Origin of the sequence: Selenomonas sp. FC4001, from assembly GCF_000701565.1 — a bacterium.
Classification (GTDB): domain Bacteria; phylum Bacillota; class Negativicutes; order Selenomonadales; family Selenomonadaceae; genus Selenomonas_A; species Selenomonas_A ruminantium_B.
In genome coordinates this window covers 74,857-99,043 of record NZ_KL370794.1, presented here as the reverse complement: position 1 = coordinate 99,043, position 24,187 = coordinate 74,857, and the positions used below count along the sequence as shown (strand labels likewise).

The following is a 24,187-nucleotide window of genomic DNA, read 5'->3' as shown; positions in this document are numbered from 1 at the left end:
TTGACATGTCAAGCCGATTATTTGGGTCTGAAATTATCAGAATCCCGCCGTCTTATTCTCCACCATACGGAAGAGTTCAGATTCTTCGGGGATTTGGGTATAGTTCAGGATTGCCTTATGCAGGCCTTTTTCCTGAATCGCGCCCTGCACTTCCTGCGCTTCTTTATCGCCGTCATAGTCGAAGTGGAAGGCCGCACCGATTACGGTAGCAAGTGCCGAGGGTTTCTGGCCCTGTGCCAAAAGCTGGGTTGCGGGGCTTACGAGACGGTCTTTGGCACCGAGTTTGCGTTTGGGGCCGCGAGCCACGCGGGTTACCTCGTCGCTAAGGTGCGGGTTGCGGAATCGTTTTTCAGTGGTCTTAACGTACTCTTCATGCTTAGCCGGGTCAAAACCAAATTTCTTCACGAGCAAGTCACCGGTTTCCTGCCAAACTTTACGGGCCATATCCACGATGTTTTTATCCTGCATGGCGCTGTAAATGTCCTTGATGCCTTTGCGGTAAGCCAGGTACGCAATGGAGGCATGACCGGTATTTACGGTAAAGAGTTTGCGCTCGATATAGGCTTCGAGGTTTTCCACCCAGGTCAGCCCCTCAATCTGCGGCGGTTCGCCTTTTACCTGGGTCACATTGGCATCCCATTCGGCGTAGGGTTCAACCTGCACGAGCAGGGGGTCGTCATTTTTCTGCAGAGGTACGATTCTGTCCACAGCGGCATCGGGGAAGCCGATATATTCAGCCACGGCTTCTTTGGCTTCTTCCGGCAGGTTGTCTTCGACAAAGCCTTTGAGCACGCTCGAACCGCCCACCATATTTTCACAGGCGATAACATTCAAGGGCTGCTGATTTACCTTCACGCGTTCTGCAAGGCCTGCCGCCAGATTCGGCGCAATGAATTTGAGGATATTCGGGCCGATAGCCGTCGTGATGATATCGGCTTCGCAGATGGCCTTCGTGAGTTCTTCGGGATGGGTAGCGCTATTGATGGCGCGCACATGTTCCACATGGATGATTTCGGGCTTATCCCCCACGATTTTGATATCGTAAGCGCGGCGCTCATTGATTAAATCCACGAGTTCTGCATTGACGTCCACAAACGTCACTTCATAGCCGGAACGAACGAGGAGTTCTCCGATAAAACCTCTGCCGATATTACCAGCACCGAAATGGATTGCCTTTTTCATTTTCATTACCTCCAAAAATTATCAATAAAATAGTCCCTTTTCCGCAGGGTATACGCCTGCGCGGAAAAGGGACATGTACTATTCAGATTTAATTAGTTTGCCAATGCGAAACGCTCATAGAGCACGTTGGCGTCCTTGGTGTTGTAGAGTTTTTCCAACTCTTCATCACTGCATTCATCCATCGTTGCGGCGATGTTGGCGAGGATGGAAAGATGGTCGTTGTCTTTGCCGGCAATGCCCACGAGGATATGGGCGGTGTCGTTGCCGAACTTAATGCCTTCGGGATACTGGAGCACCACGATACCGGACTGACGGATGGTATCTTTGACGGCGGCTTCGCCATGTGGAATGGCAATGCCTTTGCCCACATAGGTGCTGATATCGGCTTCGCGTTTGAGCATGCCTTCGATGTAACCTTCATCCACAAAACCTGCTTTAACCAGAGCTTTACCGGCGGCGGTGATGGCTTCTTCCTTGCTCACGCTTTTAAGGCCGAGCTGGATATTCGTAAGGTCCAAAACGTGTTTTTCGCGGGAACCGGACTGACCGGCAGCCATTACGCCATCCATCTTGTTTTCGGAAAGCCGGGCGATAATCTGTTCAAACACATCATTCTGCGTGAAGTTGCGCACGAGGATATGTTCAGCCTGCGGGGAATCTTCCATAGCACGCTGTGCCAGTTTTTCATGGGTGACGACAATCTGCGCATCCTTGGGGATATTGCCGATGGCGGCGTTGGTTACGGAGATATGCGTGTAACCTGCATTGCGCAGTTTCTTGCGCAGGCTGGCGGCACCGAGAGCGCTGGAGCCCATGCCGGCATCACAGGCATAAACGATATTCGTAAGTTCGCTGCCGCTGATACGTACAGCACTTACGGCTACCTGACCGCGCTGTTTGCGTTCCTGCATAGCAGCTTTTGCTTCTTCGAGGGATTCGCCGCTTTCTTCGCTAGCGGAAACCTTAATGAACACTGAAGCTACGACACAGGAAACCACCGTGGCCACGAGGAAGTCTGCCATGTTGGCGATAAAAGCGCCTTTCGGCGTCATGGCGAGAACGGCGATAATGGAACCCGGAGAGGACGGTGCGATAAGACCGCCGCCTAAGAGCTGCAGCGTTGCTACGCCAGCCATACCACCGGCGATAACGGCAATCAGCAGTACCGGCTTCATGAGAACATAGGGGAAGTAAATTTCATGGATACCGCCCAGGAGGTGAATAATCATCGCACCAGGGGTGGAATCTTTCGCCATGCCTTTGCCGAAGAACCAGTAAGCCAGCAGTACGCCAAGGCCGGGGCCGGGATTTGCTTCGAGCAGGAAGAACATGGACTTACCAAATTCTTCGGCCTGCTGAATGCCCAGCGGCGAGAGCACTCCATGATTGATGGCGTTGTTGAGGAAGAGTATCTTCGCGGGTTCAATGATAACGGATGCCAGCGGCAAAAGACCTGCTGCTACAATGCCTTCCACGCCAGAGCGCAGCACGCCATTAGCAGCCAGCACCACGGGGCCGACACCGACAAAGGCGAGGACAGCCAAGACACCGCCTAAGATACCTGCCGAGAAGTTGTTGACGAGCATTTCAAAGCCCGTGGGAATCTTGTCCTCGATGGCGGCATCAAATTTCTTCATCATGTAGCCAGCCAGCGGGCCCATAATCATAGCACCCAGGAACATGGGAATGTCGGCACCGGCGATAACACCGGCCGTGGCAATCGTACCAACCACGCCGCCGCGATGTTTGTAAACAGCTGCACCACCGCTATAGCCTAAGAGCAGGGGAATGAGCCATTTGCTCATGGGGCCGCCCACCTGCGCCAAGTATTCATTGGGCAGCCAGCCCGTGGGAATAAAGAGCGCCGTCAAAAAGCCCCAGGCGATAAATGCACCAATGTTCGGCAAAACCATACCGGACAAAAACCGGCCAAATTTCTGCATTGCTTCCTGAAAACCCAAGCTCTGTGCAGAACTCGTCGCTGTACTCATGGATTATCCCTCCATCAATTCCTTGTATTTCTTGGCATGAAACTGGCGGAAAATGCGGATTAACTCGTCATGGATAAGCCGCTTATCCCCTTCATGCAACACTTCGATAAAGCCCCACCGTTCGAGTAGAATGGCGGATATATAACCTATTGTTTCCAGTTCATACTGACTGCATTCCTTCGGTGCCACCATCACCGCCGCCGTGCGGATTTTCTCCGTAGGTTCGGCAGGATAGAAGAAAAAGTCACCGACATGGACAATGCCAAAATGAATTTCCTGTACATGGCTGCTGCGGCAGTGCAGCAGAATCATATGATTGCCGCTGACCGCTGTGCTGCCCTTGTCTTCCCGGGCCAAAAGTTCCTTGGCCACGTTCTCCGCTACCTGCTTATCCGCGCTTATGAGCCTGCCAGCCAGCCGGGATATCTCCTGCACCGTCATGGACTTTGCATCCTCCGCGAAGAAAAAGCCCTCGATAAGTGTCAGGATTGCCTGTTCGTAAGCGCCCATGATTTTAAGTGCGCTGACAAAATCCGGCTTGGCGGCGGCTGTTGGAGCCTCTAGCCGCTCGGCGGGCAGCTGCTTGTCGAGCAGGCCGTCAATTTTTTCCTGGTCGGCAGGTGTGAGCAGGGCACTTACGACCACCACCGGCAGCGGTACATGCGGTATCGGCACCGTCGCGATGATAAAATCAGCCTCGTGCTCACGGAAATAAGCGGGGGTAAGCTGCATGGTGGAAACCATATCGTGTACGATGAGATTGTCATACTGCTGGCGCAGGCGGCTTGCGAGCAAACGGCTCGTGCCCATCCCCGTGGGACACGCCACAATCACACGACGCTGCAATTTCTTGAGCGTCTGATTGTCATTGAGCGCCGCGCCCAGATGCATGGCAATATAGGCGATTTCCTCCTCGGGAAAAACGATTTCCAGTTCCCCTTCGATATCCTTGACACTGGCTGCCGCCAGCTGCATAAGCTCCGGATAATTGCTGTTCATCTCGCCCAGCAGCGGATTGCGTATCGGCATCCCCATTTTTAACCTGCTGATGGACGGCCCCAAATGATTGACCAGCCCCGTCAGCAGTGCCGAATTGCGATATAATTTCTGACCACTGATTTTTTCCGCCGCCCCCATCAGGCTCTTGGCCATGCGCACCAGATGGAAGTTATCCAGTGACGCGGGCATGCCCTGTGGCTGATAGCGGCTGCGGGCGCCTAAGATATGCATGGCGATATAGCCGGTCTCCGCCTCGTTTATTGTGATGGCAAATTCGTTAGCGATTTTCGCGCCCAAATCTGCCGCCAGCTTAAACTCAGGTTTCGACTGTAAATCCGCCAACACCTCAGGTGCCAGTTTGATGGGTTCGTGGCGCCGAATCCTCTGTACCGCCAGTGCCAGATGCACCAGCAGCCCCACAAAGGCCTGGTCGGACAGCCGCCCATCCAAAGATTTTTCCGTTTGCCGGATTAAGCGTTCCAAACGCTGAATGATTTCTTTATCGACTAAATCCAGCAGGTGGGAGGAAGCCATGCTCACCGCCTGTCCATCCTCAGCCAAATTGGCCTGCACAAGCGATAACAGCTCCTGCTCACCCACATTTTCATAAATATACGCTACGATTGCCTGCCGGATACTTGCTTCCTTACCTTCGATATAGACACCCAGACCGGGTTTTCGGACAAGTTTCAGCCCATGTCCCTTAAACCAGCTTTCCAGCCTGTCCAAATCCTTGCTGATGGTGCCATCGGTTACGCCTAAGAGCGATGCGAGGGTAAAGAGTTTTACCGGCTCTTGATTGGGAAGCAGCTGACTGACGATAATCGACCGCCGCTCCTCCGGAGTAAAAACCTTGTCATTCACCTGCCCTAAAAATTCCTTGAGCGAAGCCATCGCTTCGACACCGCCGTCTATGGAGAAGCCCGCCCCTTTTTGGCGGGAAAGGTCAAGACCATAAGGCTTTAGCGCCTCTGCCACGGCTGGCAGTTCTCTTGATACGGTTTTCGTGCTGACGCCTAACCTTTCGGCTAGCTCGCCTGCACTCTGGAAAGGATTGTCCCCTTCCGTCAAAATTTTTAAGATTGCTGTGGTTCGCTCACGCAGATTCATTTTCACTTTGCCTCCTATGATCACTCAGAAGCGTATCAAAACCGATTTAAGTAATTCGTGTTTCGATGGTTTTATTATACGGGTTATTCCGATTTTATACAAGTTAAAGACATTCAATCTTGTCCCGAACACAATAGGACAAAAATTAATAACTGCGAAGTAATTATAACGCAATAAGCCCGTGGAGGCTAGCCGTGTTTTTCCTAGCGCTTGACAAGCTTGTCTCAGCGAAGAAAAAATATGACCAGCCCCCACGGGCGTCTTTCCATATAGAAGTATGTATAGGCTTTTACGCCTTCCCTCCCGCCGCACGGATAATGCTCTGTGCCACATCTTTAAGCGGCACGCGCTTCTGCATGGCATACTGCTGCATCCGGCGATACGCTTCCTGTTCCCCCAGTTTATGCGCCGCCATGATAATACCCTTGGCCCTATCGACCATTTTGCGCGTTTCCAAAGAGTCTTTGAGCTTTTCTAGTTCATCCTCCAGCCCCTGCATTTCCTGCCAGCGGGAGAGCGCGATTTCAATCGCAGGAAAAAGCTGGCTTTCCTGTACCGGCTTTACGAGATACCCCAGCACGCCGGAGTCCTTGGCCTTATCCACAATATCAGGCTGGCTGAAAGCCGTCAGCAGAATAACCGGCGCAATTTTATCCGCATAGATTTTTCCTGCCGCGGTAATGCCATCCATTTCCGGCATCTTAATATCCATCAGCACCAAATCCGGGCGATGCTGGCGGGTAAGTTCCACCGCCCGCCGTCCATTTACCGCTTCGCCCACGACTTCGTGGCCTGCATCTTCGAGCATTTCCCGGATATCCAGACGGATAAGGGATTCGTTATCGGCAATGACAATCCGTAGTGTTTTCTTGTTTTCCTGCATAACTCATTCCTCCAAACTCGCCACAACCTGCCCCTGCGCCTGCGGCTTGGGCAGGACAATATACGCATGCGTTCCGCGACCGCTGCTGTCATTTTCCAACCGGAAGCTACCCTCCAAATCGCCCTCAATCAAAGTGCGGATTATGGATAATCCCAGCGACCGTGATTTGTTCGGCTGAAAATCTGCACGCAGGCCGCAGCCATCATCATAGAAATCTAGCTTTAATTCGTCACCAAATTCCACCTTTAAGCCGACCAGCCCCGCCTGCCGTCCGGCAAAGGCATGTTCCACGGCATTGATAATCAGCTCATTAAGCACCAGTGCCAGCGAGCTGGCGTATTTCGGTGGCAAACTTACTGCCTCGCCCATATACTCCTGCCGCAAATCAAAATCAGCCGCGACCATACTGGCCTTGACCTGAGCAAAAATCTCCGCCATAATCTGCCCCAGTTCCATACTCTCCCGCCCCTGCCGCGAGAGAAAATCATGCACCGCCGCAATGGACAGCACCCGATTGACGCTTTCGGAAAGTGCCGACTTGACTTTCTCCGAGCCGCTGCGCCGCGCCTGCAGCCGCAAAAGACTGGCCACCGTCTGCAAGTTGTTCTTAACCCGATGATGAATCTCCTGAATCACCGCCGACTTAATGCGGATTTCCTGCTCCTTGGCCCGGATTTCCGTCACATCCGAGAGCACGACCAGCCGCCGCAGGAGCGTCCCCCCCGCCTGCAAGTCAATCTGACGGCGGATAAGCTGCAAACCGCCCGCCAAGAGCTCCTTCTGCCAAGGCCGCTCCCGCTCAAAAGATTCCCGCGTGACATGACGCGTCAGCTGCCGGTCGAACAAATGACAGCCCTTGAGACTCCCCACGCCCAAAACCCGATAAATGCGCTGCGCCGCCGCATTGGCAAACACAATCCGGCTGAACTGGTCGGTAATCAACAACCCGTCACTAGCCGAAAGCGGCGTAAACGGCGCCAAATCCACATCACGGGCCGCAAAATTCAACACATCCTGCGTGGTCTTGATGAGATAGGAGAAATCATCAATATTTAAATGCTCCTTATCCACCTCAATGCTGATAACCGCAATCACATGCGCATTATCAATAATAGGAAACACATACATATCCACAAAATGCCCATAATCCTGCTCCCGCTTGCCATGCACAAACTGCGCGGATTGGAAAACTTCCGTAACCAGCGGTTCCGATAACGTATCAACCAAGCCTGCCGCCGCTTCCGCAGCGTCCTGCATATAAACCGTATGCGGCATGGCCGTGGCGGTTATGCGCAGCTTGCCTGCGGCTTCTGCCTGAATGTAGATAGCGGCATGGCCATGAGCGAGGTCAGCCACGAAGGGGAGAATTTGCTTTAGGCGGTCTAAGATATTTAATTGTTTGGTTGTCAAGTTATTGTTGGTATTGCGCATTTTTCCATACCTCATCCGCCCCCTGCGGGGGCACCTTCCCCAGAGGGGAAGGCTTTTCATGCCATCCTCCCTGTAAAAAATAGCCTAAAAACGTAACTTGGCGGAACAGAGATGTTTTTCTAAGCGGTGCGTAAGGGGCGGGGCGTGAAGAAAATATTTTTGCTTACCTCTGCCCTATCGGGAAAAGTCTACTGTTTGAGCGCAGCGAGTTTTGACTTTTCCCGATACTTAATTGAAAAGCAAAAATATTTTTAGCCCCGCCTCTTAGCGTAGCGTGAAAAATATCTCTGTTCCGCCATTGGAACGTATCTTATAAACTTATTTATCTGTGAGACTAAGCCCCGGCACCGCATTCAGGTACAAATCACTATACCCGCCCTCGAGCGCCTGATAGTACCCACGGCACCCAATCATAGCCGCATTATCGGTACACAAAATCTTGCTCGGATAGAGGAACCTTACGCCCCGTTTCTCCGCTTCTTCGCGCAGGCGGGCTTCCAAACCGCTGTTAGCCGCCACACCGCCGGCCAATACCAGTGTATCACGCCCGGCTTCCTTAACTGCCTGGAACGCCTTGCCCACCAGCACCTCGATAACCGAACGCTGGAAGGATGCGGCAATATCGGCCTTGTTGAGCTCGTGCCCCTTCATCTTCTCACTGTTGATGTAGTTGAGCACCGCCGACTTCAGACCGCTGAAGCTGAACTCGTAATTTCCCTTTTCCGTAAGCGCCTGCGGAAAATCAATCGCCATGGGGTCGCCCTCTTTGGCCAGTGCATCAATGCGCGGACCGCCGGGATAAGGCAGGCCCATCACGCGGGCAATCTTATCAAAGGCTTCACCAGCCGCATCATCACGGGTCTGTCCCATCATGCGGAAGCGGTTATAGCCCTGCACATCGACAAGCGCCGTATGACCGCCGGACACCACGAGCGCCATAAACGGCGGTTCCAAATCCGGTGCCGCGAGGAAATTGGCAAAGATATGTCCTTCCAGATGATTGACGCCGATTAAGGGTTTCCCCAACGAAAACGCCAAAGACTTTGCCGCCGACACACCGACCAAAAGCGCACCCACGAGCCCCGGGCCATACGTTACGGCCACCTGGTCGATATCCTTAAGTTCCACGCCAGCTGTGCGCAGGCACTCATCAATTACCGGCATGATATTTACGATATGTTTGCGGGAGGCGATTTCCGGCACCACCCCGCCAAATTTCTGATGAATGGGAATCTGCGTGGAGATGATATTGGCAAGAATCTCCCGTCCGCCCCGCAAAACTGCCGCCGAAGTCTCATCACAGCTGGACTCTATTGCCAGCGTCAGCAGTTCTTCCTTTTTCTTTTCCATAAAAACTTCCGTCACCTTATCTATACAATCAGAGTTTCGTATTCCACATGATAATGGCATCTTCACCGTTATCCTGATAGTATTTCGGACGGCGGCCGGCTTCCTTGAAGCCATAGCCCTTATAAAGCGCCAGCGCCGGAGCATTAGTGGGCCGTACCTCCAGGGTCATGGCCGTTACGCCCTTTTCCTTCACCCGGTCGATAATCTCGCCAAACATCCGCGTGCCAATGCGTTTTCCCCGATACTCAGGCAGAATCGCCACATTGGTAATCTGCGCTTCCTCGTAGGAAATCCAGCAGCCCACATAACCAATCACGCGCTCGCCATCGAGAGCCAGCAGATACAAGGTGTTTTCGTTCTGCGCTTCCTTCCAGAAGGACTCCCGCGACCAGGGAATGGCAAAGCAGGCCTTTTCCACGATTTCTACCGCGTCCGCATCCTCGGGAGCCATCTCCCGAAATTCCAGATTGTTTACATCTATACTATCTAAAGGAACAGCGTCCATTACATCTCCTCTTTCTTGCAGTTACATTTCCTCAGTCGGCTTCGTAGCTTTGGCTTCTTCGGGATGACGTTTCTCCCAGAGCACTTCCGCTTCGCTGCGGCGAATGTACACCGGTTCCAAATCCATCACGTTATCCGTCTCGCCAGCCATCAGTTTCGCCTGACCTAGCATGGCTACACAGGCCGCCCGCGGCATAACGATATGCGGCGGCGCAACGCTGACATTAGCGGGCAGTTCAAGCTTGCCTGCCACTTTCTTCTGCACCGCATCGCCCAGCAGGATAACCTGCTCATTCATATTGGCACAGGCTGCCACAATATCCGTAATCTTTGCCACCTGCACGGAATCCACTACCTGCAGGGAATTATTTTCCCAGCGGTAACTTTCCACATAGGCATTGCCTTTTTGCGCATCGAGCAGACACATTACGCGCACGCCCGGTGCCGGCAGCTGATAAGCCAGCGCCTGCAAAGTGGAAACCCCCACCAAAGGAAGCCCCAGCACATAACTCATGGCCTTGGCTGCCGCCAGTCCAATACGCAATCCCGTAAAGGAACCCGGGCCGTTGCTGACGGCAATTCCCGTCAGTTCCTCCTTCGCCACAGCCGCCATCTTCAACACCTGCTCAATATGCGGCAGCAGGGTTTCCGAATGAGTCAGCTTTCCCTGCATGGTGAGCTCGGCCAAAAGCCGGCCTTCCTTTAACACCGCCACGCTGGAAACCTGGGTTGCCGTATCAATGGCCAGTATTGACAAATTCCTCCAACTCCTTTATAAACTCCTGATTCTTGGCACCTATACTGGAAAAATCAATCTGCCGTTCATTGCTGTTTTCGCCCAATTTGCGAATGCGCACTTCAATATAATCCTCGGGCAGTGACTCTGGGAATTTGTTTGGCCACTCAATGACCACGATTCCCTCCGGCTCCTCCGTGTACTCATAAAAGCCGATATCTTCCAGTTCTTCTTCTGTTTCCAGCCGGTAGAGGTCAAAATGGTAAATGCGGCAAATCCCTTCATAAACATTCATCAGATTGAATGTTGGACTGGTCACATCTCCCTCGACGCCCAGCGTATGCGCAAGGCTTTGCACAAACAAAGTCTTGCCAGCCCCCAGGTCGCCCTCCAGGCAAAGCACGGTTCCTTCCCGAATCTTTTGCCCCACCAGCTCGGCTAGGTGACCAGTTTCCTCGGGAGAACTTGTCATACAGGTAAACATAGTGTCCTTTCTCCTATAAACAATTAAACATTATCTTTCTTATTGTAACACCATTGATTCCATTTTGCCACCTTATTTTGCCCGCACTAAATAATAATTATTATCCATTAATAATTATATTGATAAATTATGAAATTTTGAGTTTCGTAGAGAAAACTAGCGTATTTGTAATTTATTTTCATATAATCGTTATTTTTAGCTATTTATCTTTTATTCTGTGCCCCTTATAATTAAGCCATGGTGTTGAGCACACCATAACGTTGAATTTTATGAATGTGTAATATATTTTAGGAGGTAGTAAGATTATGAAGAAATTTGTTTGCACGGTTTGCGGTTATGTACATGAAGGCGAAGCAGCTCCGGACGTATGCCCCATCTGTAAGGCACCGGCCTCCAAATTCGTTGAGCAGAGCGGCGAGATGAATTACGCCGATGAACATCATGTAGGTACGGCCAAGGATGTTGACCCCCGCATTATCGAAGGTCTGCGCCAGAACTTCACGGGCGAATGCTCCGAAGTCGGCATGTACCTGGCCATGAGCCGTCAGGCAGACCGTGAAGGTTATCCGGAAATTGCCGAAGCCTTCAAGCGTTACGCTTGGGAAGAAGCAGAACATGCTGCTAAGTTCGCAGAACTCTTGGGCGAAGTCCTCACGAACGACACCAAGAAGAACCTGACCATGCGTGTAGATGCTGAACATGGCGCCTGCGCTGGCAAGAAAGAACTGGCAACCCTGGCTAAACAGCTCAATCTGGATGCCGTTCATGATACCGTACATGAAATGTGCAAGGATGAAGCCCGCCACGGCCGCGGCTTCAAGGGTCTCCTGGACAGATATTTCGGCAAATAAGCAAATAAACAATTGACTTTATAAGTTGACCGGTCAAAATTGACCGGTCAACTTTTTTATTTATCTCTTTCCCACATATTTCCGCAACTTTTCCAGGAGCTTTTCAAAGTCAATGGGCTTGCTCATGTAATCATTCATCCCGCAGGCCATGGCGCGTGCCACATCATCCGTAAACACATCCGCCGTAGCGGCGATGATGGGAATGGTGGCTGCCTCGGGGTGGCTGCTGCGGCGAATGGCTTGCGTTGCACCATAACCATCCAATCTCGGCATTTGCACATCCATGAGAATGGCCTTGTAGGTGCCTGGTTCAGCCGCAGTGAATATATCGACAGCCTCCTGTCCATCTACGGCAGTATCGATAACGAACCCCTGTTGTTCCAATAGCGTCTCGGCAATCTCGCGGTTCATTTCGTTGTCTTCCACCAGCAAGAGCCGTATACCAGTAAAGGAAATCTCCGCTGTTTCTTTAGACTCAGCCTCTTCCCCGCCAACATTATCGGCCCCCTGCAACGGAAGGGAAACATAAAAGCTGGTACCTTGCCCTAAGCTGCTGCGCACTTCAATTGAACCCTGCATCATATGCACGAGATTTTGACTGATGGCCATGCCCAGCCCGCTGCCGCCATATTTCTGTGCCACCTGCGCACTTTCCTGTTCAAAGGGCTTGAAGATTTTTTCCAGATACTCCTTGCCCATGCCGATGCCGGAATCGGTAATCTCAAAAGTGGTGATGTAAATATTGTTGGGATGGGCGACCTGCCGGACCACTACAGAAATTTTTCCCTTTTCCGGCGTGAATTTCACCGCATTGGAGAAGATGTTCATGAGCACCTGCTTGATGCGCATGGCATCTCCCTTCAGGGCAGTATGCTGTACCCCATCCATGTCGATTCGCAGGTCGATATTTTTCTGCTGAATCTGGCCGTTGAAGATGGTCTGAATCTCTGCTACCAACTCACTTAAGGAAAAATCTTCCAGAGCCAGTTGCAATTTGCCCTGTTCAATCGAGGACAAGTCTAAAATGTTGTTAATGAGCCCCAACAGATGATGTGCCGCAATCTGACTCTTATCAATGGCCTGACGCAAATCGTCTTCCTGATTGCCAGGCTGGGCACCAATGGTCAGATAGCCGATAATGGCATTGAGCGGCGTGCGAATCTCATGACTCATGCTCGACAGGAAATTTCCCTTGGCCTTGCTAGCGTGCTGCGCCGTTTCCAGTGCGTCCGTCAAGGCTTCCCGCTGACGGATTTCCTTGCGGCGCACATCATCAATATCCTGCCGGTAGAAATAGAACCCGGCCAGTTCTCCATCCTGAAAGAATGGCTGGAACTGACATGCAAAAAAGCGATAGGCATTTCCTTCGGACTGCTTGCGCACTTCGCAGTAATAACTGCGCTTTTGCGCAAACGCCTCATGCATTTCATCCCAATACTGCCCGCCGGGCTGGAATTTTTCTTTTTCTTCCGCATGAAGATAGTTTGTATAGCGTTCAATGCTATGCGGCAAAGTTTCCACAAAGACATGATTGTTTTCATCGATATGGTATTCCGTCGCAGTTTGCTTGCGTAAATCCACCTTCACCACGATTTCATTGAGGCGGCAGATATAACTCATCACCGCGTCAACTTCCTGACGGCGCTTTTCATCCTGACGGGCCGCATTATTGCGGACTACGGTAACAAGCGCCACGCCCACCAGCATCATCATCAAAACCGCCAGCAAAATAAACTGCAAGGGATAGGTGTAAAGCATTTCCTCCCAGCTCATTTCCCGGTTCTTCACCTGCGTATGGCGCTGGATGATTTCCTGTACTTCCGGTGCTGTCTGCGGCATAATCGCTGCGCTCAGCACTTCAAAGAGCCGATGGTCCAGCGTACTGCGGATGCCCAGCCGCAAATCAAGACTCTGATTGGGCACGATGGTAATGCGCAAATCATTATGGGGGTCCATATCCACGTATTTCTGCCCAATAAGCCCCTGCATGTAAATGCTGGAGCATTTGCCGGCCTTCAAGGCTGCCACAGCCTCCTCCGGGGTATCGTAATTCTGTTTCACCACATTATCCGGCAAACGTCCCACCATGGCCAGCTTGCGTTTCAGATTAGCAGTCATGGCCACGGCACCTTCGGGGCTTTCATTTTTCAGGGAAAGCTGTACAATAGAGGAACGTAAAATGGCCTGCGTAAGCTCACACCCTACCTTTTCCGCTTCGTAGAAATTGGAGCTCATGCCAAGCACGATGTCCGTATTCTCATCCGTCAGCACCTGCTCGTATTCAGCCTGATTGGCCACTGGCATAATTTCATAACGAATGCCTGCATTGGCCGCGATAAGTCTAAAAATATCTGGCAGAATGCCCTGGGCCTTGCCCTCCTTGTCAAAGTAAGCATAGGGGTTGGCATTGGGCATCATCACCACGCGAAAGACTTTATCCGAAGCCCGCAGTTCCTGCAAAAAAGCCTGACTTTCCGGCGACAGGGCCATCATGCGGCCGTTTACTTCCGCATAATAGCGGCTGGAAAGCGCCACTTCCCAGCCCGGGTCAAGACTGGACAGCTTGTACTGAGCAACATTGATTGACGTGATGATGTCCTTTTTATCCGGTGTGGTGATGGCATAAAGCGGCATGGGATTGCGCAGTTCCAGAATCTTCTCACCATTCAGGACCCGCTTGCTGCTGGTGACAATGGCATCCACCTCGCCACTTCTCAGCCCATCTTCCGCCATAGTCACGCTGCGATAAAAGACCGGCGTATAGGTAAAATTATTTTTGACCGCAAAATCCGCAAATTCCAAGCTGCGCATATTACCTTCTAAAAGACCAACCCGCATACCATTATAAGTGGCAGGATTGCGGGGCTCGAATTTGTCATTCTCTTTCAGCGCAGCCATCATCATGGAACTGTAGGCCATGGGCTTTTCCGTATAAACAAACTTGGCCTCACGCTCCGGAGTTTTCTGCACACCGGTCATCAGGTCAATTTCGCCCCGCTCCAGCATGCCGAACATATCCATCCAGCCCATATTATAGCCTATATAGTCATAATTCCAATCGGTATAGCGGGAAATCAGGTGCAGATAATCATAGCCATAGCCATAACGGTGCCCGTCGCGGCCCATCATATGATAGCCGGACATCTGATAGAAGCCCACCCGTACCGTCTGTCTCTGCGGATAGAGATGCAGCGTATTATCACCGGCTTCTGCCGGTACAAAGCAGAAGAAAAAAGCCACTAAGAATAGCAGCCATAATCTGAAAAATATAGTGAAACTTTCCCTTCTCTCCTGATGCATCTTTTTCACCATCCTTGTTTTGGGCATAAAAAACCGCTGACAGGAATCTCTACTGTGTAAATTCTCTATCGGCGGTTTATTTCCTGCCCTGGAGCAGGTCAAATTCGATTTTCTTAAATGATTTTTGTGGTCCAGCGTTCGATGTTCCAGACAGAATCCACAAAGTCCTCATAGAATTCCGGCTCATGGGAAACTAAGAGCACTGTGCCCTTGTATTCCTTGATGGCTCGCTTGAGTTCTTTCTTGGCTTCAACATCCAAATGGTTGGTCGGCTCGTCGAGCACCAGAAGATTTACCGGCTTCTGCATGATTTTGCAGAGGCGCACCTTAGCCGCCTCGCCACCGGAGAGGGCCAGCATCTTGGTGGTGATGTGGTCATTGGTGAGGCCGCAGGAAGCCAAAGCCGCCCGCACCTCGAAATTGGTCATGCCGGGGTATTCCTGCCAGACTTCTTCGAGCGCCGTGTTCTGATTGCCTGCAGCACTCTCCTGCTCGAAGTAGCCCACACTGACAAACTCGCCATGCTCGATATTACCGCTGATGGGCTTAATCATTCCCAAAAGCGTCTTTAAGAGCGTAGACTTACCCAGACCATTCGTACCGCGGATGGCAATCTTCTTGCCGCGCTCTACCTGAATATCCACGGGGCTCGTCAGGGCCGTATCGTAGCCGAGCACGAGGCGCTTAGCCTCAATCACAAAGCGGGAGGGCGTGCGGTCAGACTGGAAGTTAAAATGCGGTTTCGGCTTTTCCTGCCGCTTGGTTAAGACTTCCATCTTGTCGAGCTTCTTCTGACGGCTGTTGGCCATGCCGCGGGTGGCCACACGGGCCTTGTTGCGCTGGATAAAGTCCTGCTCCTTCTTTATTTCCGCCTGCTGGCGTTCATAAGCCGCTTCTTCCTGCTTGCGCTTTAAGGCCGCCATTTCCTCAAACTTCTCATAGCTGCCCGTATAGCGGTCGAGGTGGAGATTGTCCACATGATAAATCACGTTGGTTACAGCATTGAGGAACGGCACATCATGGGATACGAGGATAAAAGCGTTCTCGTAGTTCGTCAGATAATTTTTGAGCCAGTTGATGTGCTCCACATCGAGGTAGTTGGTCGGCTCGTCTAAGATAAGGATTTCGGGATTCTGCAAGAGAAGTTTCGTCAGCAGCACTTTCGTGCGCTGACCGCCGGAGAGTTCATCGACCTTCTTGTCAAGGCCGATATCCCTAAGGCCAAGACCGCCAGCCACTTCCTCGATGCGGGCATCAATGGTGTAATAGCTGCCCGCTTCGAGCATATCCTGAATATCGCCCACATCCCGCATCAGCGCATCCATTTCCTCCGGGCTGGCATCGCCCATCTTGTCATAGGCGGCAAGCATTTCCTGCTCCGCCTTCACCATATCATCAAAGGCCGTGCGCAAAGTGTCGCGGATGGTCATGCCGGGCTTTAACACCGCATGCTGGTCAAGGTAACCTACCTTCACGCGCCGTGCCCATTCCACAGTGCCTGCATCGGGCGTAAGCTGCCCGGTGATGATGGAAAGGAACGTGGACTTGCCCTCACCATTGGCTCCGACAAGCGCCACGTGCTCACCTTTCAGCAGACGGAAACTAACGTCCTCAAAAATCTCCCGGCCGCCATAGCTGTGGGATAAATGGGAAACGTTCAAAATACTCATCTTTGACATTCTCCTTACTACGTTTTTACGAAAAAAGAGCCGTTCCGAAGAACAGCTCTTGAATTTACTAAATGGTCGGAACGACGGGATTTGAACCCACGACCTCTTCCACCCCAAGGAAGCGCGCTACCAAACTGCGCTACGTCCCGAACAAGTAATATAATACTACAACAGCCTTACCTTGTAAAGGCTTTTTTTAATTTTTTTTGCTCTTTCAAGAAGGCCATGCTTGCTTTGCTGTAAATAGAAAGGCCTGCAAGTTCCCCAACTTGCAGGCCTTCGGCATAGGTATTAAGGCTTTTCCCTTTATATTGCTATCGGTCTCTCTGATGATTCCTTTCCTTACCCTCATAGGTCTGGCTGCGCAATCCCTGTCAGCAGCCTATCTGCGACACTAAGCGTCAACATGAATGTCCCCTTTTCTGACGTTTTCCTGTCACTCATGTTTTCCCCTTGCGCTTTATGTCGTTACATATTGATAACCACCGTCAGCCCGATTCGCCCACACCATTATTCCCCTTAACGGTATTGAGTCAGGCTGCTTCCTGCTATCCCCATTAAAATCCCTTCGCTGTTATCGCTTTACTGTCAGCTTGCCTTGGAAACGCCGACGCTGTCGGTTTTGTTATTGCCTGTCTGCGTGATGGATTTTCCCTGATGATCCATCGCTGCAACAGGCGCTTCCGTTTTGTTTTCCTGTTTCTGGAGATTCCCCTTAATCTTGTCGGTTACCCATTTCACACCATCCAAAACACCTGGAATCCTAGGTACTACCATTGCCGGTGAAATACCGCCTGCGACTTTTGCCAAGGCCTTCTCGTCCAATTCCTGTCTGCCATCAGCTGCATTCATCACAGCTTCCAAAGCAGCCTGTACCTGTTGCGGACTGGCCTCTACGCCGTATCCCTTAATCGCTGCAGTCAAAGCATCCACGCTGCCGGCTTCCTGGATTTTTTCCGTTCCCAGCTGATTCAGCGCTTCGATGATGTTCTTCATCACTTCCGTCACAAGAAAAATCCCCTTTCCCATGTTTGCCTTTTGACCTACATTCTTACATACGAATGAGCTTGCATTCTATTACAAACTTTTTACAAAAAAATTTTGCAAGCCTGCCGGGTCTTTCCAGCTAAACATACGAACAGGGGATTTTAGCATTACATCCTGCACAAAAATATGAAATTATTCCTGGCCCATCAACTTACGCAGGCTGCCCATAGCCCGGAAGAGTATGACACCTACATTGGCCGGAGAGATACCCAGAACTTCCGCGATTTCCTTGTTGTTCATATCGCCCCAGTATTTCAGCTCGATAATGCGCTGTTCCCGCTCCCCCAGCTTTCCGAGTGCAAGCAGCAGTTCACGCTTGCCTTCTTTAATCAGCAGCTGACCTTCGGGGCGTTCCTTTTCATCTATGGCGGGCGAGAACACATCATCCCACTCCACGTTTTGGCGGTAGCTCTGCCAGCGATAGTAATCCGTCAGGGTACGGGTAGCAATGCGGGTAAGCCAGGTGGCAAAAGATGCCTTCTGACAGTCAAATTCTGCCAGATGCTGCACCATCTTCTCGAACACATCACTGACAATATCATCCGCCGTGGCCACATTCTTCACCCGGGCATAAATCAGATTATAGACCCGCGGGAAAAAATGCTCATATAATTCATCAAACGCCTCATCCTCCAGCACGGCCTGCTGGGCAATAAGGTTCCAATCCTTCTCTTCCATATCTTTCTCCTATGCAACCTGTCGTTTCACCAACTGGGCAAAAACGCCATTTTGAGAAAGGAGTTCCTCATAGGAACCGCTTTCCACAATACTGCCTTTATCCATAACCAGAATCCTGTCGCACTCCTTGATGGTGGACAGACGGTGGGCAATCACGAGCCTTGTGGTGTTGAGCTTATTGAGGCTTTCCGTCACAATGGCCTGCGTGCGGTTGTCTAAAGCACTGGTGGCTTCGTCAAAAATCAGAATAGCCGGTTTCGCCGCGAGTGCACGGGCAATCATAATCCGCTGGCGCTGACCACCGGAAATATTGTTGGAGCCTTCACTGATAACAGTCTGCATGCCCATGGGCATTTCACGGATATCATCGGCAATGCCCGCAGCTTCTGCCGCTGCCCAGGCATCATCCTGGGTAAGCGCCGACTGTCCCACGATATTGGTAAAGATGTCGCCGCTCATGAGCTGACCGTTCTGCAGCACCACTCCCATCTGGGAGCGCACCGACGGCGGGGAAAGTTCTGCCAAGGACTGGCCGTCATAATAGACAGCCCCGCTTTTGGGCTGTTCAAACCCCAAAAGCAGCCGCACCAGAGTGGACTTGCCGCAGCCGGAATGGCCCACAATGGCCACATTTTCGCCCGCCGCGACCTGAAAGCTCACATCACGAATCACATCTTTTTTCCCTTCCCCATAGGCAAAGGTCAGATGACTCACCTCAATGGCCCCGGACAGCGGGTCAGCTTCCAATTTATCGTCCGTAGTTTCCGGCACCTCTTCCAAAATAGGCCGCAGGTTTTCAATATGCGGCTGGATGGTGAAGAACGTACCCACGAGCGGAATCACCGCATTCAAGGTGCCATTAAAGGAACTGAAGGCCGCTTCAAAGGCCAGGAACTGGGCATAGCCAATGCCTGTCTGCACCATGCTGCCGCCATTGCCCGTCTGCACGGTTTCCTGCATGCCGTACACAACAATATAGTAGAGCAGCATATTCAGGACAAAGGGCTGTACCGCCGCGATAATAGTATTATAGTTCCCCTGCCAGCGCAAAGCAAGATTCCATTTCCAGGTTACGCCGAAAACCTTGCTCCAAAGATGGTAGGCCTGTTCTTCGGCGCCATGCACCCGGAACTTGGAAAGTCCTGTGAACACCTGTTGCACAAGACCCGCTTCCTCATTCTTGGCCGTAATGAGTTTGCGCTGGAAGCTCAGAACCCGCCGATAGATAAAGGCCGTAATCAGGCACCAGATGCCCCAGACCACCATGGCTGCAGCCGTGAGCTTGAGGCTGTACCAGCACATGAGGATGAGGCTCCAAAAGGAAAACACCGTATTGAAGATGGCCGTCACGAAATTGCCGCTGACGACTTCCTTGACCGCCTCCATGCCCTGCATACGGCTGGCCAGCTCACCGGTGGTAAAGCGGCTGAAGAATTTTTGTGGCAGGGACAGAAGCCTGCCCCAAAGGGCTGCTTCCACCGCCATGTCCAGCCGGGTACTGATGCGCACAACCGCTACCGTCCGAATCATGGACAGGGCCGCCATGGTAAAGCTCGTGACCATGACAACCTGCGTAACCGTCACCAGCCCTTCCCTGTCCATGATGGGCAGGATATCCTGGAAGATGGTCTCCGTGATAATCGGGCTGACCAATGGAATAAGTCCCGCAAAGAAACTCACCAAAATAATGGTCCGGTAATCTGCCTTCCAGCACTGATGGAACATGAAACGCAGGAGGTCCATGATTTTGAGCTTGCGCCGCGGGAATCCCGCATAGCAGACAAAAGCATCTTTATCAATCTTGTCCAGAACCTCCGGTGTCAGGGGCAGCCCCGCCGGATTTCTGCGGGTGATGATTTTATAACGGCCGGGGCTCTCGGGAATAATGGCCGCAATTTCCTTATTCTCCCCATACCAGCCAATCAGCACACCGCTGTCCTTGGTAAACCATTTTTTCCCTTCCAGCTTCACGAGCCGCAGCTGAATGTTGGCCTTTTGGGCCAGCCGCCGGAGTAAGGCCAGCGAATCGAGCTTCTTGGCAATCTCCGCCGAGATATTGATATCCGCCTCCGGCATGGACAGAGCTTTCATGGCCAGCTTGAGGATAAAACTTGTCTCATCCACCGCCTTGCCGGCCTGTTCCGTGCTGCTTTCCTCGTAGAGGATTTCATCTTCTCCCAGCAGGTTGCCAATGGCATCATTAATCAGCCATTTCTTCTGGCGGGCAATGATTTTCTGCCGTCTGGCCAGCCGCCTGTCGGCAGACAGGAAGCGCATGCCCCGCAGCATCGAAAAGATGCGCTGATGCTTGCGGAAGGCCTCTAACAGCTCATGGCTGCTGCCCAAGCTGTCTGCAAATAACTTCCGGCTTCCCCAGAGGGAAAGCATATCGTCCCCCAAGGCGGCCAGCCGCTTGAGCCAAGGAAGTTCCCCGAGCGCTTTGAACCAATCCTGCATCAGGGGCTGCAGCTCATGCGGGTCCATATCCAGGAAGGACTTTTCTTCCAGCACACTGTCTTTTACCGCATAGATAAGAACATCGATTTCCTCGAATTCATCCATGGCCGGAAAAATGGCTTTCCCGGCTTCCAGTGTCAACAGATAGGACTGGCGGAATTCATCCTTATCCTGCGTTACTGCATAAACTTCCACCTGACCGGAAGCCAGCATCAGGAAACTATCTTCTTTTGTCAGTTGCCAGCGCTTGCCTGCCTGTAATTCCATACCATCACAACTCACAATCTATCGCAAATCACTTACTGCTATATTCATCAATCAACCGCTTGTAGGGGCCATCATGCTTCATCATATCGCGATGACGTCCCCGCTCCACCACTTGTCCGTGCTCTAACACGATTATCTCATCAGCATCCCGGATAGTGGACAGGCGATGGGCGATAATCACGCAGGCACAGCCGCGGTGGCGGATGTTTTCCAGCACCTTTTCCTCCGTAATGGGGTCAAGCGCACTGGTGGCTTCATCCAATACGAGAATGGAGGGATTTACCGCCAACGCCCGAGCGATTTCCATGCGCTGCCGCTGGCCGCCGGAAAAATTCAGGCCGCCTTCGGAAACTTTGGCATCATAGCCGCCTTCGAGCTGCAGGATATCTTCGTGGATGCAGGCATCCTTAGCCGCCCGCATGATATCGCTCTGCCGCAGAGAATGGTCAAAGAGGGCAATATTTTCGCCAACGGTGCCGGTAATCTGGAACACATCCTGGTCCACGGACGTCAGCGAAGTGGTGATGACACTGCGCGGCACCTGCCGCCGGGGCGTGCCATCAAAGAGCACCTGCCCGCCCCATTCCTCGTAGAGGCCCGTGATGACTTTTGCCACCGTGGACTTGCCGCTGCCGGATGGGCCTACGATAGCCACCCAATGCCCCGGCTTCAAATGCAGGTTGAAATCCGTCAGCAAAGGCGGTTCCAACGGACTGTAGCCAAAGCTGACCGACTTTAATTCCATTTCTCCGGACAGGCGCTGCTTGCCGAAGTTCTGGTTTTCCTTCTCGGGATAATTCAAATCATCCACTTCATAACGCTGCACATCATTGAGACGCTGCATCTGCATTTCCGTGGTCTGCAGGCTGGTATAAAGCCCCGTGAGATTGGCCACTGGTGCCTGGAAGCTGCCCATGAGGTGCTGAAAGGCCACAAACATACCGGCTGTCATGGCCCCATCCATAATGGAGAAGCCGCCGAAGGTCATAATCAAGGCCCCGTTAAGCCCCGTCAGCAACGTGGGCAGCATGGTTACCGACAGCATCCAAAGCTGGGTTTCCTGCATGCCGTTTAAGACCTTGGACCGGTAACCGGCCCATTTCATGAAGAAATCTCCTTCGTTGCCGTTGGCCTTGATGCTGTCAATCATGGTGAGGCCATTGATGGAGGCCCCGTATTCCTTGCCCGCATCCTGCTGAATCCGCATGGCCAGGTCCGTCAGATGGCGGCGGGTCAGCACCAGTACCGCGATATTCAGTATCATAAAGACAATGCCGATAAAGGTCAAAAGTACATTGTACTGCAAGAGCAGCAGCAGGAAGAACAATGCGATAAACGCATCCAAAACCGCCGTAGCCGCACTGCCCGAAAGGACTCCGGCCACAGACTCATTCATGGAGATGCGTCCTGCCACTTCTGCCGCATAACGCTGATGGAAGAAGTGCATGGGCAGGCGCAGCAAATGCCAGAAGAACGTGGAGGAATCGGCAAGTGTCAGCTTCCGCTGCCAGCGGGTCAGAAGCACCGCCCGCAGCCAGGTCAAAACTGCCGATACCAAAAAGGACACAGTCATGGCAATGCAGAGATTGCCCATCCAGTCCCGGTGCTTGCCCGTCAGAATATCATCCAGAAAAACCTGACTGAATATCGGTGACGCCAGCCCCGGCACAATCATGCAGAGCCCCAGCAGAATCAGGAAAGTCATGCCCCATTTATCCTGCCAAAGTTTTTGCGCCACTGCCTTAAAGACGTTATAGCGGTGACCGGCAGGCTGAAAGCCTGCCCAGGGGCGGATAGTCAGGGCAATGCCCGTATAAGAGGTAACAAATTCGTCCCAGTACACCGTCCGCCGCCCCATGGCTGGATCGTTCAAATACACTTTATCGCCGCGAATTCCTTCGAGCACCAGAAAGTGATTGAATTCCCAGTGAATAATCAGGGGATAATCCTGTTCCTCTCGCAGGCTCTCTGCCTCCCAGCGATAGCCGTGCACTTCACAGCCCCGTGCCTTGGCCGCCCGCATCACATTGCTGGCCTTGCTGCCGTCACGGTTGACCCCGCACTCGGAGCGCAATTTTTCCAGCGGAACCCAAAGACCATAATGCGCCAGCACCATGGCTAAAGAGGCCGCACCACATTCGGTGGCCTCCATCTGCAGCACCGTGGGCACCTTGACTCTTGCCCCGGACTTATGCCAAAACTTTTCCCAAAAATCCATCGCCATATGACTCACCTGTTCCGCAGCCACTGGCTGAGTTTATAAAATACCTTTTCAATCGGCGGGCGCCGTTCGATAATCACCGAACCCGTGCAGAAGCTCCCGGCCGTAATGGGCTTATGCTCTCCCACAAAGGAAGTCCAAAGGTAGCCCGAAGGATTGTTCTCATCCTTCACCAGCACAAAGCTGACTTCCACCACTGCGCCCTGTCCGCTGGCCATAAGCCACTGCGCCAGTTCCGGATTGCCGACATGGCGTTCAATGGATTTCAAGGCCACGGGATAATTGGACACCGCCCGCACTACGCCGATAAGACTGCCGGACTCCTGCACATCTACGCCGTTGGGCACGAGCTGAATAGTCTGCCCCGGCTCAATGCGCTTGCCCTTGTCCACGGGAACATACATGACGCCCATCAAATCGCTGCGCTTCTGGGTCAGGCGCACCGTACACAGCGGACTGCCGCTGTTGATGACACTGCCCTTGCGCACCATGACATCTTCCACGATGCCATCATAATCACTGACCACATCCCGGGATACCACCTGCTGATAGAGTTTGGCCCGGTACTGGTAAACCCTGTCCGCCGTATCCTTCATACTGTTGGCCAGCTGCGGCCCATACTGGGCCATATTGGTATCGGCAGACTGTGTCGGTTGTTCCAGCTCGGCGATTAAATCGCCCTTTTGCACCACAGAGCCCTGACGCACATAAACATGGGCAATTTTTCCCCCAGCCACGTGGGTAACGCTGGCCACCCCGCCGGCATCCAGTATCATTCCCTTGCCATCAGCCCGCACGGTGAAGGAGCCAAAAATTGACCACAGAATCACCGAAATGAGCAGCAGCCCCACCGCTACCAATGACATCCAGCCAATAGGAGTGGTTATGGGCAGAAGCATATCCAGCCTGTCAGGAGAGCGCAGCTTATCCAGTGCCGCCCTGCTAAAAATATTGCTACCATCTGCCATAACCAATTATCCTCCCCAATAAGCCAACACAATACAATTTATAATATTCGACGAATAA

Annotated in this window: 17 protein-coding genes and 1 tRNA gene; 1 reads left to right on the top strand and 17 read right to left on the bottom strand. The window is 52.2% G+C overall.

Annotation, left to right across the window (positions count from 1 at the left end; translation table 11 throughout):
• Positions 1 to 36: 36 nt before the first annotated feature.
• The 9 genes from T320_RS13410 to tsaE all read right to left on the bottom strand — a co-directional run bounded on the left by T320_RS13410 (position 37) and on the right by tsaE (position 10,670).
• On the bottom strand, positions 37 to 1,182 hold the full coding sequence (locus T320_RS13410; RefSeq protein WP_037356889.1) for a mannitol-1-phosphate 5-dehydrogenase: 1,146 nt from the start codon (positions 1,180 to 1,182) through the stop codon (positions 37 to 39).
• A 92-nt stretch (positions 1,183 to 1,274) separates the two neighbouring features.
• Positions 1,275 to 3,173, bottom strand: coding sequence for a PTS mannitol transporter subunit IICBA (locus T320_RS13405; protein ID WP_037356886.1), 1,899 nt, complete (start codon positions 3,171 to 3,173; stop codon positions 1,275 to 1,277).
• A gap of 3 nt (positions 3,174 to 3,176) precedes the next feature.
• Positions 3,177 to 5,282 carry a BglG family transcription antiterminator gene (locus T320_RS13400; protein WP_037356883.1) on the bottom strand — a complete coding sequence of 702 codons (2,106 nt, stop codon included), beginning with the start codon at positions 5,280 to 5,282 and terminating at the stop codon, positions 3,177 to 3,179.
• Between the two features lie 289 nt (positions 5,283 to 5,571).
• A complete protein-coding gene (locus T320_RS13395) occupies positions 5,572 to 6,165 on the bottom strand; it encodes an ANTAR domain-containing response regulator (RefSeq protein ID WP_037356881.1) in 594 nt (197 codons plus the stop codon).
• 3 nt (positions 6,166 to 6,168) lie between these two features.
• Entirely contained in the window at positions 6,169 to 7,596 is a 1,428-nt protein-coding gene (locus tag T320_RS13390; protein WP_037356878.1) for a sensor histidine kinase, read from the bottom strand.
• Between the two features lie 318 nt (positions 7,597 to 7,914).
• Positions 7,915 to 8,946, bottom strand: coding sequence for a tRNA (adenosine(37)-N6)-threonylcarbamoyltransferase complex transferase subunit TsaD (gene tsaD / locus T320_RS13385; RefSeq protein ID WP_026760099.1), 1,032 nt, complete (start codon positions 8,944 to 8,946; stop codon positions 7,915 to 7,917).
• A gap of 28 nt (positions 8,947 to 8,974) precedes the next feature.
• Entirely contained in the window at positions 8,975 to 9,451 is a 477-nt protein-coding gene (rimI, locus tag T320_RS13380) for a ribosomal protein S18-alanine N-acetyltransferase (protein ID WP_051608842.1), read from the bottom strand.
• A gap of 21 nt (positions 9,452 to 9,472) precedes the next feature.
• Positions 9,473 to 10,207, bottom strand: coding sequence for a tRNA (adenosine(37)-N6)-threonylcarbamoyltransferase complex dimerization subunit type 1 TsaB (gene tsaB / locus T320_RS13375; protein ID WP_037356875.1), 735 nt, complete (start codon positions 10,205 to 10,207; stop codon positions 9,473 to 9,475).
• Positions 10,188 to 10,670 carry a tRNA (adenosine(37)-N6)-threonylcarbamoyltransferase complex ATPase subunit type 1 TsaE gene (gene tsaE, locus T320_RS13370; RefSeq protein WP_026760096.1) on the bottom strand — a complete coding sequence of 161 codons (483 nt, stop codon included), beginning with the start codon at positions 10,668 to 10,670 and terminating at the stop codon, positions 10,188 to 10,190. The genes tsaB and tsaE overlap by 20 nt, the downstream gene beginning before the upstream one ends.
• 305 nt (positions 10,671 to 10,975) lie before the next feature.
• Between tsaE and T320_RS13365 the strand changes: the two genes are divergently transcribed.
• Positions 10,976 to 11,521: an NADH peroxidase gene (locus tag T320_RS13365; protein ID WP_026760095.1), complete on the top strand. Its 546-nt coding sequence runs from the start codon at positions 10,976 to 10,978 to the stop codon at positions 11,519 to 11,521.
• A 60-nt stretch (positions 11,522 to 11,581) separates the two neighbouring features.
• Here T320_RS13365 and T320_RS14130 read toward each other — a convergent pair whose 3' ends face one another.
• The 8 genes from T320_RS14130 to T320_RS13325 form a co-directional block, all read right to left on the bottom strand.
• Positions 11,582 to 14,761 (bottom strand): ATP-binding protein, encoded by a 3,180-nt coding sequence (locus T320_RS14130; protein ID WP_197019442.1) that lies wholly within the window; start codon positions 14,759 to 14,761, stop codon positions 11,582 to 11,584.
• Positions 14,762 to 14,934: 173 nt separating this feature from the next.
• Entirely contained in the window at positions 14,935 to 16,491 is a 1,557-nt protein-coding gene (locus T320_RS13355; RefSeq protein ID WP_037356872.1) for an ABC-F family ATP-binding cassette domain-containing protein, read from the bottom strand.
• Positions 16,492 to 16,563: 72 nt separating this feature from the next.
• Positions 16,564 to 16,640, bottom strand: a tRNA-Pro gene (locus tag T320_RS13350).
• 439 nt (positions 16,641 to 17,079) lie between these two features.
• A complete protein-coding gene (locus T320_RS13345) occupies positions 17,080 to 17,499 on the bottom strand; it encodes a hypothetical protein (protein ID WP_156032861.1) in 420 nt (139 codons plus the stop codon).
• A 171-nt stretch (positions 17,500 to 17,670) separates the two neighbouring features.
• Complete coding sequence (locus tag T320_RS13340) at positions 17,671 to 18,216, bottom strand: RNA polymerase sigma factor (protein WP_051608837.1); 546 nt, start codon at positions 18,214 to 18,216, stop codon at positions 17,671 to 17,673.
• 9 nt (positions 18,217 to 18,225) lie between these two features.
• On the bottom strand, positions 18,226 to 20,940 hold the full coding sequence (locus T320_RS13335) for an NHLP bacteriocin export ABC transporter permease/ATPase subunit (protein WP_051608835.1): 2,715 nt from the start codon (positions 20,938 to 20,940) through the stop codon (positions 18,226 to 18,228).
• A 28-nt stretch (positions 20,941 to 20,968) separates the two neighbouring features.
• On the bottom strand, positions 20,969 to 23,188 hold the full coding sequence (locus T320_RS13330) for an NHLP family bacteriocin export ABC transporter peptidase/permease/ATPase subunit (RefSeq protein WP_197019441.1): 2,220 nt from the start codon (positions 23,186 to 23,188) through the stop codon (positions 20,969 to 20,971).
• Entirely contained in the window at positions 23,170 to 24,129 is a 960-nt protein-coding gene (locus T320_RS13325; RefSeq protein ID WP_026760090.1) for an HlyD family efflux transporter periplasmic adaptor subunit, read from the bottom strand. The genes T320_RS13330 and T320_RS13325 overlap by 19 nt, the downstream gene beginning before the upstream one ends.
• Between the last annotated feature and the right edge of the window lie 58 nt (positions 24,130 to 24,187).